Source organism: Conexibacter sp. CPCC 205762 (assembly GCF_030646155.1).
Classification (GTDB): Bacteria; Actinomycetota; Thermoleophilia; order Solirubrobacterales; family Solirubrobacteraceae; genus Conexibacter.
The window spans coordinates 1-17,282 of the sequence record NZ_JAUTDN010000028.1 but is presented as its reverse complement, the minus strand read 5'-3'; the positions used below and the strand labels follow the sequence as shown (position 1 = coordinate 17,282).

General features: G+C 73.0%; 17 protein-coding genes and 1 riboswitch. Of the genes, 2 read left to right on the top strand and 15 right to left on the bottom strand.

Annotated features, from left to right (window positions below; translation table 11 throughout):
* Window positions 1-23: 23 nt before the first annotated feature.
* The 6 genes from Q7L73_RS19185 to Q7L73_RS19160 all read right to left on the bottom strand — a co-directional run bounded on the left by Q7L73_RS19185 (window position 24) and on the right by Q7L73_RS19160 (window position 6,573).
* Window positions 24-425 (bottom strand): helix-turn-helix domain-containing protein, encoded by a 402-nt coding sequence (locus Q7L73_RS19185; protein WP_304691790.1) that lies wholly within the window; start codon window positions 423-425, stop codon window positions 24-26.
* Window positions 426-490: 65 nt separating this feature from the next.
* A complete protein-coding gene (locus Q7L73_RS19180; protein WP_304691789.1) occupies window positions 491-1,051 on the bottom strand; it encodes a carboxymuconolactone decarboxylase family protein in 561 nt (186 codons plus the stop codon).
* A gap of 239 nt (window positions 1,052-1,290) precedes the next feature.
* Entirely contained in the window at window positions 1,291-1,536 is a 246-nt protein-coding gene (locus Q7L73_RS19175) for a hypothetical protein (protein WP_304691788.1), read from the bottom strand.
* Between the two features lie 6 nt (window positions 1,537-1,542).
* Window positions 1,543-1,683: riboswitch (cyclic di-AMP (ydaO/yuaA leader) on the bottom strand.
* Window positions 1,684-1,907: 224 nt separating this feature from the next.
* Window positions 1,908-2,252, bottom strand: a complete 345-nt coding sequence (locus Q7L73_RS19170; protein WP_304691787.1) for a TraR/DksA C4-type zinc finger protein — start codon at window positions 2,250-2,252, stop codon at window positions 1,908-1,910.
* A 29-nt stretch (window positions 2,253-2,281) separates the two neighbouring features.
* The gene (locus tag Q7L73_RS19165; protein ID WP_304691786.1) at window positions 2,282-2,653 is read right to left on the bottom strand and encodes a c-type cytochrome; all 372 of its coding nucleotides are present in this window, start codon (window positions 2,651-2,653) and stop codon (window positions 2,282-2,284) included.
* A 233-nt stretch (window positions 2,654-2,886) separates the two neighbouring features.
* Window positions 2,887-6,573, bottom strand: coding sequence for a DNA polymerase III subunit alpha (locus tag Q7L73_RS19160; protein WP_304715611.1), 3,687 nt, complete (start codon window positions 6,571-6,573; stop codon window positions 2,887-2,889).
* Between the two features lie 106 nt (window positions 6,574-6,679).
* Between Q7L73_RS19160 and Q7L73_RS19155 the strand changes: the two genes are divergently transcribed.
* Together Q7L73_RS19155 and Q7L73_RS19150 are read left to right on the top strand one after the other, a co-directional pair.
* On the top strand, window positions 6,680-7,096 hold the full coding sequence (locus Q7L73_RS19155) for a hypothetical protein (protein ID WP_304695862.1): 417 nt from the start codon (window positions 6,680-6,682) through the stop codon (window positions 7,094-7,096).
* Window positions 7,087-7,224 (top strand): hypothetical protein, encoded by a 138-nt coding sequence (locus tag Q7L73_RS19150; protein WP_304695863.1) that lies wholly within the window; start codon window positions 7,087-7,089, stop codon window positions 7,222-7,224. The genes Q7L73_RS19155 and Q7L73_RS19150 overlap by 10 nt, the downstream gene beginning before the upstream one ends.
* A 1-nt stretch (window position 7,225) precedes the next feature.
* Here the strand turns inward: Q7L73_RS19150 and Q7L73_RS19145 are convergent, their stop codons facing one another.
* The 9 genes from Q7L73_RS19145 to Q7L73_RS19105 all read right to left on the bottom strand — a co-directional run.
* Window positions 7,226-7,522, bottom strand: a complete 297-nt coding sequence (locus Q7L73_RS19145) for a hypothetical protein (RefSeq protein ID WP_304695865.1) — start codon at window positions 7,520-7,522, stop codon at window positions 7,226-7,228.
* Window positions 7,519-8,706 carry a hypothetical protein gene (locus tag Q7L73_RS19140; RefSeq protein ID WP_304695881.1) on the bottom strand — a complete coding sequence of 396 codons (1,188 nt, stop codon included), beginning with the start codon at window positions 8,704-8,706 and terminating at the stop codon, window positions 7,519-7,521. Before Q7L73_RS19140 ends, Q7L73_RS19145 begins: the two co-directional genes overlap by 4 nt.
* A 178-nt stretch (window positions 8,707-8,884) precedes the next feature.
* Window positions 8,885-11,383 (bottom strand): PQQ-binding-like beta-propeller repeat protein, encoded by a 2,499-nt coding sequence (locus Q7L73_RS19135; protein WP_304695867.1) that lies wholly within the window; start codon window positions 11,381-11,383, stop codon window positions 8,885-8,887.
* A gap of 153 nt (window positions 11,384-11,536) precedes the next feature.
* Window positions 11,537-12,394: a DUF6159 family protein gene (locus Q7L73_RS19130; protein WP_304695869.1), complete on the bottom strand. Its 858-nt coding sequence runs from the start codon at window positions 12,392-12,394 to the stop codon at window positions 11,537-11,539.
* 37 nt (window positions 12,395-12,431) lie between these two features.
* Complete coding sequence (locus Q7L73_RS19125) at window positions 12,432-13,847, bottom strand: amidohydrolase (protein WP_304695871.1); 1,416 nt, start codon at window positions 13,845-13,847, stop codon at window positions 12,432-12,434.
* A complete protein-coding gene (locus Q7L73_RS19120) occupies window positions 13,844-14,626 on the bottom strand; it encodes an ABC transporter permease (protein ID WP_304695873.1) in 783 nt (260 codons plus the stop codon). Before Q7L73_RS19120 ends, Q7L73_RS19125 begins: the two co-directional genes overlap by 4 nt.
* The gene (locus Q7L73_RS19115) at window positions 14,623-15,429 is read right to left on the bottom strand and encodes an ABC transporter ATP-binding protein (protein WP_304695875.1); all 807 of its coding nucleotides are present in this window, start codon (window positions 15,427-15,429) and stop codon (window positions 14,623-14,625) included. The genes Q7L73_RS19120 and Q7L73_RS19115 overlap by 4 nt, the downstream gene beginning before the upstream one ends.
* Window positions 15,430-15,433: 4 nt before the next feature.
* Window positions 15,434-16,486, bottom strand: a complete 1,053-nt coding sequence (locus tag Q7L73_RS19110; RefSeq protein ID WP_304695877.1) for an ABC transporter substrate-binding protein — start codon at window positions 16,484-16,486, stop codon at window positions 15,434-15,436.
* 135 nt (window positions 16,487-16,621) lie between these two features.
* Window positions 16,622-17,282, bottom strand: a 661-nt coding sequence (locus tag Q7L73_RS19105) for a hypothetical protein (RefSeq protein WP_304715608.1), incomplete at its 5' end; no start/stop codon positions are given.

The following is a 17,282-nucleotide window of genomic DNA, read 5'->3' as shown; positions in this document are numbered from 1 at the left end:
GGCGTGGCGACGGGCCTTGCAGCCTACCGCGAGCGGCTGTCGTCGCAGCCGGGCAGCCACCGCTGCGCCCACGATTCGAGCGCGGCCAGGGCGGGCTCCAGCTCGCGGCCCATCGGCGTCAGCGAGTAGTCGACGCGGGTCGGCGGGGCCGGCGGCGACGGCGTGACCGTGCGCACGACGACGCCGCGCGCCTCCAGCTCCTTCATCCGCTCCGACAGCAGCCGGTCCGACAGCTGCGGGACGGCGCCGGCGATCTCGCTGAAGCGCAGCGGCGAGCGGCTCATCAGCACCCGCACGATCGCGCCCGTCCAGCGCTTGCCGAGAAACTCGATCGCCTCGTGGTACTGGGGGCAGCAGGGCTCCGGCCCGCGCGCGCAGCCGACGGCGGCCGCCGGCTCCGTCGCAGATGCGTGCTCGACGCCCATATCGCCTGATGTTACGGCGTTTTCGGCGGGATGAGAGGGGCGGTTGTCAGTCCGCCCCTCTCCGCTCAGGCGGCCGTCAGGCGGCGCGACTGCTCGATCGAGCCGTCGACCGGCACCTCGCCGGCGACGTTGACCATCGCCGCGAGCGACTCCAGCGCGACGGTCGCGATCGCTTCGAGGATCTCCTCGTCCTGCCAGCCCTGCTCGCGCGCCTCCTCGTGCAGGTGCTGCGGCGGTCTGCCGTCGACGACGAGCGCGCGCAGGTAGACGAGCAGCGCGGCCTCCTTCTCGTCGGCGGAGCCGAAGCGACGGGCGCGCGCGACCTCGTCGAGGCCGAGACCGGCGGCGCGAGCGGCGCGCGAGTGCATCGCGATGCCGGGCGCGGAGCCGTGGTGCTCGGCGATCGCGAGCGCGATCCGTTCGAGCGTCGCGGTCTCGAGGTGGCCGTGGCGCAGCTCGCTGCGGAAGCGCGCGTAGCCGCGCAGGGCGGCGGGGGAGCCGGCAAGCGCGCCGACGAAGTTGGGCAGCTGCCCGCCGGTCGCAAGCGCGCCGCGGAGGACGGGAACGGAGCCTTCAGGGGCGGTCAGATCGTCGTGGATCTGGAACCGACTGCACGCTGTCTTCATAGGGAGATCACCCGGGGAGGTCAGGAGGCGGCGTGACGACCTGGCAACGGCGTGACGCCTGGCGCTCGTGGGGTGCTTCGTGCTTCGGCCTCCCTTATACGAGCGCACCCTAAAGCCGAGATCACGGGAGCTTTTGCATGAGATGTGCGCAAAAGCTCGTGAGAACGACAAACCGCGCCCCTTGCGAGGCGCGGCGGTTGCTTCCCCTTGCGACGCCGCGCGCGGGCGCGGCGCGTTTGTCAGGCGCCGGAGGCGGTGAGGATCGCGACGAGGATCAGGAAGACGCCCATCAGCACCGCGTACATCGCGGCCCGGTCGGGACGGCTGCCGACGATCCGCTCGCTGGCGCTGCGCGGCCGCTTGCGGCGCGCGGTCGAGACGTACTCGTAGTCATGGCGGCGCGGTGGCGGCGCGACCTGACCCCTGATGACGATCGTGCGGCGCTCACCCTGCTGAGAAGAGCGCGACGGCGCCTCTGTTGGCATCTGGTTCGGTCCTCTTTCTCGAGCTTGCGGGGTTAGCTGACGGGCTCGCGCCGAAAGAGCGGCGCTACGCGCAGGTGCGCGATTCGCCCCGTTGTCGTGGGTCCCCCGCTCCCCGTGCGGCACACGGGAATTCAGCGGTTAGACGTGGCGATCCTACCAACGGCTTGCAGATTCTCGCCTGCATCCGGTGGATCTTATGGAAAGCGTCGGTCGGAATTTGCGGGAATCTCGCGCCAACGGACCTCAAGCTGAGGTTTGGGCGGCCGACCACCTGGGTCGGTGCGGGCGCCGCGCGAGGCGGGGAAGCGGCTGCGTCAGCGCGCGAGGCGGAATGCGCGCGCGAGGCGGCTGCGCGATGCGAAGCGGACGCGTCAGCGGCGCTCGAAGGCGGCCTGCTCCTCGACCGTCCGCTCGGCCCACGGCATCGCCTCGAGACGGGCGTCCGGGATCGGCTCGCCGCTCTCGACCGAGCGGCCGAAGCTGCCGTCGTCGATGCGCGCCTCGGCGCGGGCGATCGCGGCGAGCTGTTGCTCGAGCTGCTCGACGAGGCCGGCGTCGCGCTCGCGCTCGAACAGCTCGGTGCCGCTGTCGGCGATGTGCTGGTCGACGTGCGACAGCTCCTCTTCCTCCCCGTCGCCGGCGCGCAGCGCGGTCAGTTCGCGTTCGACGCGGTCGCGTTCGCGGGCCAGCAGCTGACGGGCGTGATCGAGGTCCATGACGCGAATGTACCCGCAGCGGCGGCGGGTCAGCGGCCGGCGGTGGCGGCGACGAAGGCGGCGGCCGCCTCGGCCTCGTCGCCGGCGAGCAGGCCGGCGGGCATCGTGCCGCCGCCGCGGCTGCGGCCTCTGACGATCGCGTCGTAGACCAGCTCGGACGGCGGTCTCAGCACGTCGAGGTTGGGGCCGACCTTGCCGGCCGCGTCGGCGGCGGCGAGCGTGTGGCAGTTGGCGCAGTTGTCGCCGAACAGCTCGCGACCCTCCACCTCCTGTCTCGTCAGCTTGACCTCGGCGGAGCCGATGTGCGCGTCAGCGCTGTTCTTGTCGCCCTGTATGAGCAGCAGCGGCACAGCCGCGCCGATCGCGACGTAGAAGATCGTGAAGCCGATCGCCGCGAACACGCGCGCGCCGCTTCGCTGCGACTGCAGCGTCGCGCGGACGCCGCGCGGTCCGCCCCGGACCGCAAGGAAGAAAAGCACGAGTCCGACGACGACCCAGAAAGCGAGAAACGCGACGGTAGCGAGCATCGGAGCGACCCTACCCGGAACGGACCTCAGAATGGAAGAGAGAACCGTCAGCGCGCCCACATCCCCGCTCTGGAGGGGGTTCACCACATCTGTGTTGGGGCGCTCGGTCAGCGGCGGCGGCCGCGGCCGAAGTTCATCACCGCGGGGGCGACGGCGCGGAAGGCGCCGGGCTCGTCGCGCGAGGCCGCCGCGCCTCCCCCGCCGGCTGCCGCGAGCGCCGCCTGCTCCTGGCCCTGCTGCTCCAGCGCGCGGCGCTGGGCCTCGTCGAGCGGCGAGAAATCCTTCGAGATGACCGTGCCCATGCGGCCGTCGCCGATGTCGAGCGGGCCGATTCTGTCGAGCAGCACGCTGATGCCGCCGCCGGCCGCCGGCAGCCGCTCCAGCTTGCCCTCGACCAGCACGAGCGGCTCGGTGCGGACCGTCAGGCGGTGGCTGTCGTACAGCTCCGGCCGCACGACGAGGTTGACGGTGCCGTGCTCGTCCTCGATCAGCAGGAAGACGACGCCTCTGGCGGTGCCCGGCCGCTGGCGCGCGACGACCATCCCGCCCAGCTTCACGCGCGCGCCGTGCGGCAGCTCCGCCAGCCGGCTGCTGGTGACGACGTCGCGCGGGAGCCGCGCTCGCAGCAGTCTCAGCGGGTGCGCCCTCGCCGTCAGGCCGGTCGTGTCGTAGTCGGCGAGCATGCCGTCCCAGGCGCTCAGCTGGCGCAGCTCCGGCGCCCCCGGCAGCTCCAGCGGCAGCGCCAGCTGCGTGCCGCCCGGCACGCGCTGGCCCGGCACCGCGACGCCGAGCCGCCACAGCGCGACGCGACGGTCGCCGCCGGCGAGCGCGTCGCAGGCGCCCGACCAGGCGAGCGCCTCCAGCGCCGGCCGTCCCGCGCCCGCCCGCGCGGCGAGGTCGGCGACGTCGCGGAACGGCCCGCCGGCCGCCCGCGCGGCGACGAGCGCCTCCGCGTCGTGCGGCTGCACGCCGCGCACGTAGCCGAGCCCGAGCCGCACGCGCACGCGCGGCGCGGCGGCGTCGCTTGCGGGGGCGACGGCCGCGCCCGCGGGGACGGCGGCGGACCCGGCCTCGCCCGCGGAGGCAGCGGCCTCCTCGGCGGGGACGGCATGCGCGGTGCACTCGACCGCGCTCGCGTTGATCTCGGGCGCGAGCACCTCGATCCCGCGCCGCTGCGCCTCGTGGACGAGCGAGTCGGGCGGGTAGAAGCCCATCGGCTGCTCGTTCAGCAGCGCGCAGAGGAACTGGGCCGGATAGTGGACGCGCAGCCAGGTCGACTGGTAGGCGAGCAGGCCGAAGGCCGCTCCGTGGGCCTTCGGAAAGCCGAAGCCGGAGAAGCCCCGCACCATCTGGAAGACGCGCTCGGCCAGCTCCGGCGTCACGTCGTCGTGGGCGCGCATCGCACCGACGACGAATCTGCGGTGGTGGGCCTCGATCGCCGCCTCCGAGCGCTTGCGGCTCATCGCCCGCCGCAGCCCCTCGGCCTCGCCCGCGGAGAAGCCGGCGAAGGCCATCGCGACCTCGATCACCTGGTCCTGGAAGATGATCGTGCCGAGCGTCTCCTTCAACGGCTCGACCAGCGACGGGTGGTCGTAGGGCACCCTGAACGAGGGATCGAGCCGCAGCCGCTGGCGGCGCTCGATGTAGGGATTGACCGCGCCGCCCTGGATCGGCCCCGGCCGCACGATCGCGACCTGGATCGTCAGCTCCTGCAGGTTCGACGGCCGCGTCCGCCGCAGCGAGGCCATCTGCGCGCGGCTCTCGATCTGGAAGACGCCGGTCGTCTCGGCGTCCTGGATCGCCTCATAGGTCGCCGGGTCGTCGTAGGGGATCCGCGACAGGTCGATCCGCTCGCCGCGCGTCGTCGCGATCGCCTCGACCGCGCGCTCGACCGCCGACAGCATCCCGAGCCCGAGCAGGTCGATCTTGAGGAAGCCGGCGTCGGCGCAGGAGTCCTTGTCCCACTGCACCATCTGGCGCCCCTCCATCGCCGCCGGGACGATCGGGCAGCAGTCGTGCAGCGGCCGCGTCGCGACGACCATCCCGCCCGAGTGCTGCGACAGGTGGCGCGGCAGGCCGTGCGCCTCGTCGGCCAGCCGCGTCAGCCACGCCCAGCGGCCGCTGCCGACGCGCCGCTCCCCCAGCGCCGTCGCGACGTCTCTGGCGACGTCTCGCGCCGACCAGCCCTCCGAGCCGCGCGCGACCCGCTCGATCTCCCCCGGCGGCAGCCCCAGCGCCTTGCCCAGCTCGCGGATCGCGCCGCGCGCGCGATAGGTCGGGAAGGCGGCGACGAGCGCCGAGCGGTCGGCCCCGAAGACGGTGTGGATGCGCGGTATCAGCGCCGCGCGGATGTCGCGCGGGAAGTCGAGGTCGATGTCCGGCAGGGCCGTCAGCTCGTCGTTGAGGAAGCGGCCGATGAAGAGGTCGTTGGCGACCGGGTCGACGTGCGAGAGGCCGGTCAGGTAGCAGACGATCGAGGAGACCGAGGAGCCGCGCCCGCGCCCCGGCGGCAGCAGCGCCCGCACGCTGCCCGGCCCGCGCACCTCGACGGCGACCTCGCGCGCCAGCTCCAGCATGTCGCGATGGAGCAGGAAGAAGCCGGCGAGGCCGAGCTTGGCGATGATCCGCAGCTCCTCGTCGAGCCGCCGCCGCGCCTCCGCGCGGTGGGCCGCCGAGACGGTCGCGTAGCGGTCCGCGAGGCGGTCGCCGCACAGCTCCGCGAGCGTCTGGTCGGCCGTCTCGTCCTCGGCGCCGGGGTAGCGGTAGCCGAGCCCCTGCGTCAGGTCGAAGCGCAGCCGGTCGGCCAGCCGCGCCGTCTCCGCGACCGCCTCCGGGTGGTCGGCCGCGAAGCGCGCCGCCATCGCCGCCGGGCTCGCCAGCACGTGACTGAAGTTGCCGCGGCGACCGGGCTCGGAGGCGTCGAGCGTCGTGTGCAGGCGGACGGCGACGAGCGCGTCCTGCAGCGGCCCGCGCGAGCGCGCGTGGGCGTGGACGTTGCCGGTCGCGACGCAGCGCAGCTCCAGCTCGCGCGCGAGCTGGGCGCGGCGGCGGTTGCGGGCGCGGTCGTCGCGCAGGTAGGGGCGCTGCAGCTCGACGTAGAGGTTGTCGCGCCCGAAGGCGGCGCGCAGCCGCCGCAGCGACGGCAGGTCGTCGACGCCGTGGGTGGCGCAGCCGCTGAGGCAGACGAGCCCCTCGGCATGCTCGGCGACGGCGTCCAGCGTCACGAACGGCTGCGTCGCCTGGCGGATCCGCCCGCGCAATGCGCGCGTGCCCATCCTCGCCCCCGGCAGCGCGGCGGCGACGAGCGGGTCCTCGCGCGCGGCCGGCCGCGAGCCGCCGCGGACGAAGCCGGTCGCGCCCCCTTCCGCGACCGGCTCCTCCGCGCCGGGACGCGCCCCCAGGGCGAGCGTCCCCGCCCCGGGCCCCCTGGCGCGTCCTCCTCGTGCGCTCCCCTCAGCGCGCGCGAGGTCTGCGACGGCCTCCTCCGCGGCGCCGCGCGTGTGCGCGTGCGCTCGCGTGATCAGCCGGCAGAGGTTCTGCCACCCGCGCGCGTCCGCGACGAGCAGCGTCAGGTGGCGTCCGTCGTCGAGCGTCAGCTCGGCGCCGTGGATCGGCCGCAGCCCGACCGCCTGCGCCGAGCGCGAGAACTCCATCGCGCCGCAGACGTTGTCGTGATCGGTCAGCGCGAGCGCCTCGTGCCCCAGCTCGACGGCCGCGGCGGCCAGCTCGTCCGGCAGCGAGGCGCCGTCCAGGAACGAGAAGGCCGAATGGGCGTGAAGCTCGACGTAGGACACGAACACATGTTCGCATCGGCGCCGGACGGATGCAACCCCGTTCCGCACGACACTGGATATCTGTTCACTGCCGCATGCAGTGCTGACGGCCGCTTACGGTGGCCCGATGCGCCGAACGATCCTGAGCGCCGCCGGCGGCGCCGCGCTCGCACTCGCGGCAAGCCCCGCCGCGACGCTCGCCGTCGACCACAGCGATGTCGTCGCGCAGCGCCAGGAGGCGCGCGCGATCGCGCTGATCAACGCCGCCACCAGAGCGATGCGCAGCGCCGACCCCAGCTGCGTGCAGAGACTCGACTGGGAGACGACGACCACGCACGACGCGCCCAGCAGAGCGATGCTCGACGCCTTCGCGCTGCTGCGGCGGCCGGCGATCCCGCAGGACGGCGACTTCGCCGCCAGCGGCGGGCTCGAGTTCATGGGCGGCGCGCAGGGCGTCTACGTCGACTGGATCCGGATGGCGCGCGCCGCGTCAGCTACGGCCCGCACCGGCCGGGCGTCTCCTACGGCGACGACGTGCACCTGACCGCCAAGGTCCAGGACAACGTCGCCTCGTTCCAGGTCGACCGCCCGGCGCCCGACGCGATACCGCCGCTGATGACCTGGCGCGCCGCCGACGGCTCGGTCGTGCGGGTGGTGAGAGCGCGGCGGTAGCTCACCGCTGCCGGTACCAGCCGCCCTCGCGCAGGTCGTGGTAGACGACGACATTGCGGCCGCAGGTCGTCACGACCTCCCAGTAGCGGCGGCGCAGCGGCGCCTCGCTCCACCAGCGGTCCTCGACCAGCCACGACTCGCGCACGGCGTCGACGAGGCGGCCGTCGACGGCGCGCGGCCTGCCGTCGCGCTCGTCGGCGCTGACGCGCGCTCGTCTCGGCGTCGCGAGGCGGTGTCTGCGCGCGGAGGCGACGGAGCCGCCGGAGCCGCCGTCGCGCGGGATCGCGGAGGCGCTCATTCGAACGGGGTCAGGACGGCGCGGCGCTCCGGCACGCGCGAGTCGGGATCGACGGCGAGCACGCGCAGCGCGGCGTCCGGCCCGGCTGCCGCGCGCGCCTGCCGCACGCCCTCGCGCAGCCGCGCCTTGCGCTCGGCCGCGGCCTGCTCCAGCAGCGAGCGCTGGTCGCTCGCGACCGGGCCGAAGCGGACCGCCGCCAGCCGCAGCCGCTCCGCCGGCGCCGGCAGCAGCGCCAGCCGCGCCGCCAGCGCCAGCCGCATCCGCAGCGGGTCGGCGAGCGCCTCGCGGAACGGGACCTGCTCACGCCAGGTGCCGCCCTCGACCAGCGTCGCCGCCAGCACGACCGCGCGCAGCGAGCGGCCGCGCCGCTCCCGCCGCGCCAGCAGCCGGTCGACGAGCAGGCCGAGCGCGCGCTCCAGCTGCACGCCCGACATCGCCTCCGGCAGCTCCAGCTCCTCCTCGACCCGCTCCGGCACCTCGCGCGGGCGCAGCGTGCCGTCGCGCCCCTGCGCCAGCTCCCAGGCGAGCAGGCCCGGCTCGCCGAAGCGGTCTGCGACGGCGGCGCGCGGCAGCGCCGCCAGCTCGCCGAGCGTCTCGACCCCGAGCCGCCCGAGCGGTTCCGGCAGCGCCGCCGTCTGCGCACGCCCGCGCAGCAGCGCGACCGGCAGCGACGCGAGATAGTCGCGCGCGGCGCGCTCATCCCCGAGCACGACCTGCGGCCGCCGCGCCCGCGCCCGCGTCGCCGCCGCCAGCGCGCAGAAGCGCGACGGGCCGGCGCCGAGCCGCGCCGGCGTGCGCAGGGCGGTGCGCGCGGCCGCGAGCACGTGGTCGAGCGTGCCGCCGTGGAGCCGCACGAGCCCCTGCGCCTCGAAGCAGGCGAGGCCGGCCCTCTCCGGCTCGACGGCGGCGCCGATCGACTCCAGCCGCACGATCAGCCGCTCCCAGGCGTCGGCGACGCCGGCCGGGTCGGGCGGGACGAGCGCGAGCTGGGGACAGCGCGCGAGCGCCTCCCCCAGCGGCATCCCGGCGCGCACGCCGAACGCCTCGGCGGCGAGCGAGACCTCGCCGACGCGCTGCTCGCGGCCGGCCTCCGGCGCGAGCGCGGCCGGCTGGCCGAGCAGCTCCTCGCGGTCGCCGGCGGCGACCGTCAGCTGGAAGCGGGGGATCAGGACGCAGACGACCATCGACACGAACAGATGTTCGCATCGATGGCGGCGGAACGCAACCCCGCGAGCGCGCCGGACGAGCCGGGCGCGCGCCCACGAAGCAAGACGGGCGACGCGCCCCGAGGAGGAGCGCGCCGCCCGTGAAGAAGCGCGACGAGCGGCGCCCGCGCGGGCGCCGCGTGTCAGCTCAGGGGGATCAGTCCCCGTCGCCCCCGCCCGCGACGACCTGCACGACGTAGGCCGAGACGTCGGCGATCGATCTCTGGTCGAGCGTGCCGCCGAAGGCCGGCATGCTGCCGCCGCCGTTGACGACCTGGTCGATCACGTCGGAGAGGTTTCTCGCCGCCGGGATCGCCGTCAGGTCCGGACCGCCGTTGCCGCCTCTGCCGTCGATGCCGTGGCAGGTCGAGCAGTTGTCGGCGAAGACCGTTCTGCCGGCGCCGGCGTTGCCCGGCGTCTCTCTCTCGGGCCCTCTGCCCTCCTCGGCGCCGACCTCGCCCGCGTGGGTGATGCCGGTGCCGGTGCCGGCCGCGTCGGCCTCGCCGAGCGTGCCGTCGAGGCCGAACAGCCAGACGTAGTCGGCGCGCGGCGTCGCCGCCAGCGCGTTGCCGCCCGCCAGGAAGGCGATGTACTGCTTGCCCTTGTGCTGGAAGGAGGTGACGGTCGAGTTGGCGCCCGCGCCCGTCTGGAATCTCCACAGCAGTCTGCCGTTGGTGGCGTTGTACGCTTCCAGCTGGCCGGTGTTGCGGCCGACGAAGACGAGGTTGCCGGCGGTCGTGACCGTGCCGGAGTAGCAGGACTCGCCCGGGAACTCGACTCTCCAGGCGATTCTGCCCGTCTCCATCGAGTACGCGGTCACGTGACCGGTGTTGTTGAAGCCGGTCGGGATCAGCGTCGAGCCGATGAACTGCTGCCCGGGGACGTGTCTGCCGACCTCGAAGGTCGACAGCGCCATCGCGCCCTCCTGCGAGCAGATGTAGATCATCTTCGTCTTGTCGTTGAACGACGACGGCGGCCAGTTGTTGCCGCCGGCGGCGCTCGGCGCCATCGCGACGAGCTCTCTGTCGTAGGGCGTGAACAGCTCGCCCTTCTTGATCTCAGGCGTTCTGCCGTCGGGCGAGGCCGATCTCGCGATCTCCTTCAGCTTCGCGATGTCCTCGTCGGTGACGGTGCCGCGCGAGAACGGCTCGAGCGTCGGGTACGGCTGCGTCGGCGAGGTCGCCTGGTATCTGTTCTGCGGCACGGCTCTGTCGACGATCGGCCAGATCGGTCTGCCGTTCGCGCGGTCGAGCACGTAGAGGAAGCCGGTCTTGCCGGGCTCCGCGATCCCCTTCACCGCTCTGCCGTCGACGGTCGAGTCGAACAGCACCGTCGGCGACGGCGAGTCGTAGTCCCAGATGTCGTGTCTGACCTGCTGGAAGTGCCACTTGTAGGTGCCGTCTCTGACGTTCAGCGCGACGATCGAGACCGCGAACAGGTTGTCGCCGGGGCGCTCGGAGCCGTTGAGGTCCGGCGAGGCGTTGCCGGTCGAGAAGTAGATCAGGCCGAGGTCCGGGTCGACCGAGGGCGTCTGCCAGACCGGCGCGCCGCCGTATCTCCACGAGTCGTTGTCGGGCCAGGTGTCGGAGCCGACCTCGCCGGGCGCGGGGATCGTGTAGAAGCGCCAGACCTGTCTGCCGCTTCTGGCGTCGAAGGCGCTGAGGTGGCCGCGGACGCCGAACTCGCCGCCGGCGACGCCGGTGAAGACCTTGCCGTCGTAGTAGAGCGGCGCGGCCGTCATCGTGCGGCCCTCCTCGGGCTTGCCGACGCGCGTATCCCAGAGGACTCTGCCGCTTCTCATGTCGAGCGCGACCAGTCTCGCGTCGAGGCGCGCGACGTAGACCTTGCCGTCGCCGATCGCGACGCCGCGGTTGTTCCAGCCGCAGCAGGCGGTCGCGATCTCGGCCGGCAGTCTCGCCTCGTATCTCCACAGCGTCTTGCCGGTCTCGACGTCGAGCGCGAAGATGTCGTCGGCGCCGGTCGGGACGTACATGACGCCGTCATAGACGATCGGCTGGCCCTCCTGCGAGTACTTCGCGGCGGTGCCGGAGCCGAGGCTCGTTCTCCAGACGCCTCTCAGCTGATCGACGTTGGTGTCGTTGATCTGCGTGAGCGGCGAGTAGCGGTCGTTTCTGAGCGTGCCGCCGTTGGTGATCCAGTTGTCGGTCGGCTTCTCGTCGAGCTCGGCGGCCGAGAAGGCCGGCGCCGCTCTGATCGTCTTGTTCGTCGCGCGGACGATGTAGGCCGCGACGTCCTCGGCCTCGGCGCCCGAGTAGAGCCCGCCGGGCATCTGGCCGCGGGCGGACGAGCGGCCGACTTCGATCGCGCTCAGGACCAGCTCTCTGGTCGGCTTGAGCTGATCGAGGTTCGGGCCGATCTGACCGGAGGCGTTGGCCGATCTGAGCGTGTGGCAGGCGGCGCAGGTCTCGCCGAACAGCTCACGACCCTTCGCCTCGGCGGCGGTCAGCTTGACCTCGCCGTTGGAGACGCTCGCTATCTGCTTGTTCGACTCGTCCGAGTTGTCGGCGATGACGTACGCCGTCAGCGCCGCCATCGCGATCGTGAGCAGCAGCACGACGAGGATGATCGGCGTGCTCTTGCGCTCGCGAGCGCGCGTTCTCGGCGCTCTGTCTGACGGTTCCTGCTCCACTTCCACGACGGCTCCTGGGTTTTGCGACCGGACCTCAAAACGACGAAATGAGACATAGTTGTCCCAATTTCGACAGAGATCGTACCATTCGAACCGAGACGCGTGCGTCCCGGGTGAGGGACGGCGCTCGGCCCTGCCGAGCGCCGTCGTGACGGGCGATCAGCGCCGCTTGCGCGGGGCGAACGCCTGCTCGAAGCTGGCGCGGTCGAACCCGCCGACGACCTCGTCGGAGGTCGCGTAGCGGTACAGCGCGACGCGGAAGATCGCGTTCAGCGTCGAGGAGATCAGCAGGCCGCCGATCACGACCGCGGCGCCGACGGCGATCAGCGCGCCGCCGAGCGCGGCCGAGGAGCTGACGGCGACGACGCCGAGCGCGCCGATCCCGATCCCCGGCAGCACGACGATCAGGAAGACGAGGCCGCTGATCGAGCCGGCGCCGACGAAGCCCTCGCCCCAGCGCTCCTTGATCAGGCTGCCGGAGCGCTTGAGCGCGTCACGCGGGCCGATCCCCTCCAGCGCCAGCAGCGGCACGACGAAGAAGGTCAGCACCGACCAGGCGGCGCTCAGCACGCTCGACAGGAGCGTCGAGACGAGCTTGCCGACGCCGTTCTGCTGCAGCAGCAGCTCGAGCCCGTTGAGGATCACGCCGACGGTCAGCTGCACCAGCGACCAGGTCGCGACGATGCCGACGCGCTGACGCGCGACCGAGAAGCCGTCGCTCAGCGTCGTGTCCTTGCCGTCGATCGCCAGCGAGGCGGCCGCGGCGAGCGCGACGCTGCAGTAGATGCCGATGAACGTCAGCACGTAGGCGGCGACCACCCACAGCGCGTAGGCGATCGGGGCCGGGGCGTCGACCGCCAGCACCACGACCCCGGGGCCGGCCAGCAGCAGCGCTGCGGCGGCGATCGCGATCGCCGCGACGACCGGGAACAACATCAGCGATCTGTCGGCGCGCAGGACAGCCCAGCTCTCCTTCGCCAACCGCCAACCGCGTCCGATACGACCTGATCCGCTCATGCCCGGAGTATCGGACGCGAGCGGGGAAACCTGAAGCTCAGCGAGAGGGAGCTGACGCGGCGCCGTCGAACGCTCTGCCGCGACCGCCGGCGAGGACCGACTCGCCGTGCATGCCGGCGCGCTCGATCAGGTCGGTCGCGAGCGCGCGCGCCTCGCCCGCGAGCGCGCGCAGCTCGTGCCCGACGAGCCGCCCGCCGGCGACCCGCCGCGCGCCGTCGACCCACACGTCGCTGACGCAGCGCGGGGTCGCGCAGTAGACGAGCTGCTGCCACGGGTCGTGGATCGTCGCCAGCTCCGGCGTGTCGCCGTCGAGCAGCACGACGTCGGCGCGCTTGCCCGGCTCCAGCGAGCCGACGAGATGATCCAGCCGCAACGCCCGCGCGCCGCCGAGCGTCGCCATCCGCACGACCTCGACGGCCGTGATCGCGTCCGCGCGCAGGTGGTGGACCTTCTGCAGCAGCGCCGCGCTCTTCAGCACGCCGAACATGTCCTGGCTGTCGTTGGAGGCGGCGCCGTCGGTCGCGACGCCGACGCGCACGCCCTCCCGCAGCAGCCGCGGCACGGGCGCGACGCCGGAGCCGAGCAGCATGTTCGCGACCGGGCTGTGGGCGACCGCGACGTCGCGCGCTGCCAGCAGCGACAGGTCGGCCTCGCCGCACCAGATGCAGTGGCCGGCGATCGTCTCGCAGTCGAGCAGGCCGACGTGCTGGCTCTGCTCGATCGTCGTGCGGCCGGCGTTGAGGTGGCGCGACTCGGTCAGCTCCTCGCGCACCTCGGCGAGGTGCGTGTGGACGGCCCAGCCGTGCTCGCGGCAGGCGGCGACCGAGCGCGTCATCAGCTCCTCGCTGACGCCGAGGACGGTCCCGATCCCGAGCCGGAAGCCGAGCAGCGGCTCGCCCGCGAGGCGGTCGGCGAGCGCCTCGTGCTCGGCCATGAAGCGGTCCTCGGCGGGGGCGCCGTCGTAGAGGTTCTCGGCGCCGAAGGAGACGATCCCGCGCAGCCCCAGCTCGGCGAGGCCGTCGGCGGCGCCGAGTGAGCCGAGGCCGCCGATGTTGCGGTGGCAGGACATGTCGTTGACGGTCGTAATGCCCGACAAGAGCATCTCCGCCCCTTTGAGCTTCGCGCCGACGCGCACGTCCTCGCGCGTCGTCACCATCGCCGCCGGCGAGACGACGCGGTCGAACCACTCCCACAGCGAGGCGGTCTCCCCCATCCCCGCGATCAGCCCCTCGGTCAGGTGCGTGTGGGCGTTGACGAAGCCCGGCAGCACCAGCCCGTTGCCGTCGCCGACGACCGCGGCGGCGGGGAAGCGCGCCTGCAGCTCCGGCCACGGGCCGACGGCCGCGATCGCGCCGTCGGACCCGAACGCGACCGCGCCGTCGCGCAGCAGCTCGCGGGCCGGGTCCATCGCCAGCAGCCAGGCCCCGCGGACGACTGTCGTGCGCTCGCTCAACGACTCTCCCTCCGGTTCGTGTGGTGCCACGGCATCAGCAGCCGCTCGGCCAGCAGCACGAGCCCGAAGAGCGCGATGCCGATCAGCGCGAGCACGGCGATCGTCGCGAACATCTCCGACGTCGCGACCTGGTTGTTCAACGTCAGGATCAGGTAGCCGAGGCCGGCGTCGGTGCCGACCCACTCGGCGAAGACGGCGCCGATGACGGCCAGCGCGGCGCCGATCTTCAGGCCCGAGAAGAGGAACGGCAGCGCGCTCGGCAGCTGCGCGACGCGGAACCGTCTCCAGCGGCCGGCGCCGAGCGTCTTCAGCAGGTTCAGCAGCTCCGGCTCGGTCGCCTTGATCCCGTCGAGCGTGTTGACGGCGATCGGGAAGAACGACACGAGCGCGATCACGATCACCTTCGGGCGCAGGTCGAAGCCGGTCCAGATCACGAGGATCGGCGCGATCGCCGGGATCGGCACCATCTGCGAGACGACCAGCCACGGGTACAGCGCGCGCTCGGCCAGCAGCGAGCTGGCGAGCAGCACCGCGAGCCCGACGCCGAGCACGATCGCGGCGGCGTAGCCGATCAGGATCTCCTTGATCGTGACCCAGCCGTTGTCGACCAGCAGGTCGCGTATCTCCCAGCCGGCGCTGAAGACCTGCGTCGGCGCGGGCAGCGTCGACTCCTCGGTGCCGCTGACTCTGACGCCGAGCTGCCAGAGCGCCAGCACCGCGACGGCGAACAGCAGCGGCGGCAGCACGCGCGCCGCGGCCGAGCGCCCGCGCAGCGTCAACTGACCACCTGCGCTTCGAGCTGGGCGCGGGCCGCCTCGTGCAGCGGCGTCAGCAGCCGCTGCTTGAGCGCGACGAACTGCGGCGAGCCGTGCAGCTCGAAGCCGCGCGGGCGCGGCAGGTCGATCTCGACGCACAGCTGGACGCTGCCGGGGCGGCCGCTCATCACGTAGACGCGGTCGGACAGGTAGACCGCCTCCTCGACGTCGTGCGTGATGAAGAGGATCGTCTTGCGATCGCTCTGCCAGATCTCCAGCAGCCACTCCTGCATCGCCTGGCGGGTGAGCGCGTCGAGCGCGCCGAACGGCTCGTCGAGCAGCATCAGCTCGCGCCCGGCGAGGAAGGTGCGCAGCAGCGCGGCGCGCTGGCGCATGCCGCCGGAGAGGTCGCCCGGCCAGCGCCGCTCGAAGCCCTCCAGGCCGAAGCGGCCCAGCTCCTCACGCGCACGCGCGCGCGCCTGCCTGCGTCCGACGCCGCTCATCTCCAGCCCGAGCGTGACGTTGTCGAGCACCGAGCGCCACGGCATCAGCAGGTCCTTCTGCGGCATGTAGCCGACGCGGCCGAGCAGCTCGCGCGGCTCCTCGCCGTCGAGCAGGACGCGGCCCGCGGTCGGCCGGATCAGCCCCGCGACGATGTTGAAGAGCGTCGACTTGCCGCAGCCGCTGGGCCCGACGATCGAGACGAACTCGCCGGGGGCGACCCGCAGGCCGGCCCCCGCGAGCGCGACGACCGCGCCGCCGTCGTCGCCGCTCTCGAAGCGCTTCGAGAGGTCCTCGACGACGAGCTTGTCGGGCGCGGCCGTCATCGCGTCAGCCGGCAGGCAGGTAGCCGTTGCCGCCGTACTCGGCCGAGGTGAACGGTCTTCTGGCGAGTCTCCTGGCGACCATCCAGGTCGACAGCGCGTCGACCGCTCCGGGGTCGATCGTGCCGAAGCTGGCGGCGTCGCCCTGGAAGAGCGGGCCGTAGGCGTCGAGCTGCGCTCTGGTGATGTCCTCTCTGAGCGACTTGTTCTGCGCGAGCAGGTCTCTCAGCGAGGTCGCCGGGTCTCTGATCGTGTCCTCGTAGCCCTGGATCGTCGCGTCCGCGAACGCTCTTATCAGCGCCGGGTCTCTCGCCATGTGGCTTCTGGTCGAGAAGGCGACGAGGCCCGGGTAGGCGGGGCCGCCGTTCTCGTCGAGCTTGAAGTCCTTCGTCGGCTTGCCGTCGACCTGGACCTGCACGCCGTCGGCGGGCCAGAAGCCGGTGAAGCCGGCGATCTTGCCGCTCTCCAGGTTCTGCACGCCGTTGAAGCCGATCGTCACGACCTTGACCTTGCCCGGGTCGCCGCCGGCGTTGTCGACGATCGTGTCGAGGACGGCGTTGTCGGACGGGACGCCGGTCACGCCGACGGTCTTGCCCTCGAGGTCTCTGCCGCTGGCGATTCTGTCGGCCGCGAGCGTGATGACGCCGCCGAGCGGTCTCTGCACGATCGCCATGAAGGCCTCGATGTCGAGCCCTCTCTCTATCTGGTTGCCGACGTCGAGGCCGTCGGCGAGGCCGAAGTCGGCCTTGTCGGCGTTGATCAGCCGCAGCGTGTCGGCCGTCGAGGTCGGCTGGATGACCTTCAGGTCGATGTTGTTTCTTCTGTAGTAGCCGGCCGCGAGCGCGCGGTAGATGCCGGCGTGGACGGCGTTCGGCACGAAGTCGAGCACGAGCGTCGCTCTCGTCATCTCAGCCAGCTGACCGCTGTCGGTCGTTCTGACGTTGGTGGAGACGCTGCCCGCGTCGTCGTCGCTGCTGCCGCAGGCGGCAAACGTGGCGGCGAGTGCGATCAACGCGATCGCGAGCGCGAGCAGCCGCCCAGACGTCCTCTTCTGTCTCATCGGTTCCTTTGTGTGTTCACTTGGTTGAACCATGATCAGTTGGCTGTACCAAGACTTTCCCACGGCTGGTCAAGCGTCTTTGGCCGCGTGGCGAAAGATCATCCCCTGTCCTCGGCCACCTCGCGGCGGCACCCCCTACAGACGGTCACGCAATGGTGGAGCGTACCGCCCCAGTTCCTGGCGGATCGCAGCAGCGGTGCTGGCGGCGCCGACCGCCTCCGCCGCCGCGACCGCCGCACGGAAGCGCTCGCGCGCCTCCTGCGGCAGGCCGAGCGAGCCGGCCAGCTCCGCCTGGGCGCGCGCGACCGGCGTCAGATACGTCGACCACGGCGCGACCGCGTGCCGGTCGCCGAACGGGCGCAGCAGCTCGTAGAGCGCGGCGGCGTGCTGGCGCGCGCCGGTGCGGGCGGCGACGAGGCCGAGCGCCGACCAGCTGTGGAGCTGGCCGCCCTCCGCGTGGGAGAGCTGCGCGAGGTCGTCCGGCTGCGTCTGCTGGAGGCGGGCGCGGGCCTCGGTCGGGTCACCGGCCAGCAGGCGCGCGAGCGCGGCGAGCGCGCGCGGGCCGTCGAGCGTCGGCTGCAGCCGCGCGAGGTCGTCGATCTCCCCCAGCACCCCCGCAACCGTGCCGCGCGCCATCCGCAGCCGGACGCGCGCCCAGCCGGAGGGTTCGACGGGGGCGACGGCGCCACGCGTGGTGGGCGCCGCGGTGCCGCGGGTGCCGCGGGCGGCGGCGGCGTGGGCGGGCGCGTTGGCGCCGCGGGTGGCGCGGGCGGCGGCGTGGGCGGGCGCAGCGGCG

What these genes read in the sequence shown, in the direction of transcription:
- Q7L73_RS19185 (WP_304691790.1), bottom strand. Translation starts at nt 425, where the DNA reads ATGGGCGTCGAGCACGCATCTGCGACGGAGCCGGCGGCCGCCGTCGGC.
- Q7L73_RS19180 (WP_304691789.1), bottom strand. Translation starts at nt 1,051, where the DNA reads ATGAAGACAGCGTGCAGTCGGTTCCAGATCCACGACGATCTGACCGCC.
- Q7L73_RS19175 (WP_304691788.1), bottom strand. Translation starts at nt 1,536, where the DNA reads ATGCCAACAGAGGCGCCGTCGCGCTCTTCTCAGCAGGGTGAGCGCCGC.
- Q7L73_RS19170 (WP_304691787.1), bottom strand. Translation starts at nt 2,252, where the DNA reads ATGGACCTCGATCACGCCCGTCAGCTGCTGGCCCGCGAACGCGACCGC.
- Q7L73_RS19155 (WP_304695862.1), top strand. Translation starts at nt 6,680, where the DNA reads ATGCGCCGAACGATCCTGAGCGCCGCCGGCGGCGCCGCGCTCGCACTC.
- Q7L73_RS19145 (WP_304695865.1), bottom strand. Translation starts at nt 7,522, where the DNA reads ATGAGCGCCTCCGCGATCCCGCGCGACGGCGGCTCCGGCGGCTCCGTC.
- Q7L73_RS19140 (WP_304695881.1), bottom strand. Translation starts at nt 8,706, where the DNA reads ATGGTCGTCTGCGTCCTGATCCCCCGCTTCCAGCTGACGGTCGCCGCC.
- Q7L73_RS19130 (WP_304695869.1), bottom strand. Translation starts at nt 12,394, where the DNA reads ATGAGCGGATCAGGTCGTATCGGACGCGGTTGGCGGTTGGCGAAGGAG.
- Q7L73_RS19115 (WP_304695875.1), bottom strand. Translation starts at nt 15,429, where the DNA reads ATGACGGCCGCGCCCGACAAGCTCGTCGTCGAGGACCTCTCGAAGCGC.
- Q7L73_RS19110 (WP_304695877.1), bottom strand. Translation starts at nt 16,486, where the DNA reads ATGAGACAGAAGAGGACGTCTGGGCGGCTGCTCGCGCTCGCGATCGCG.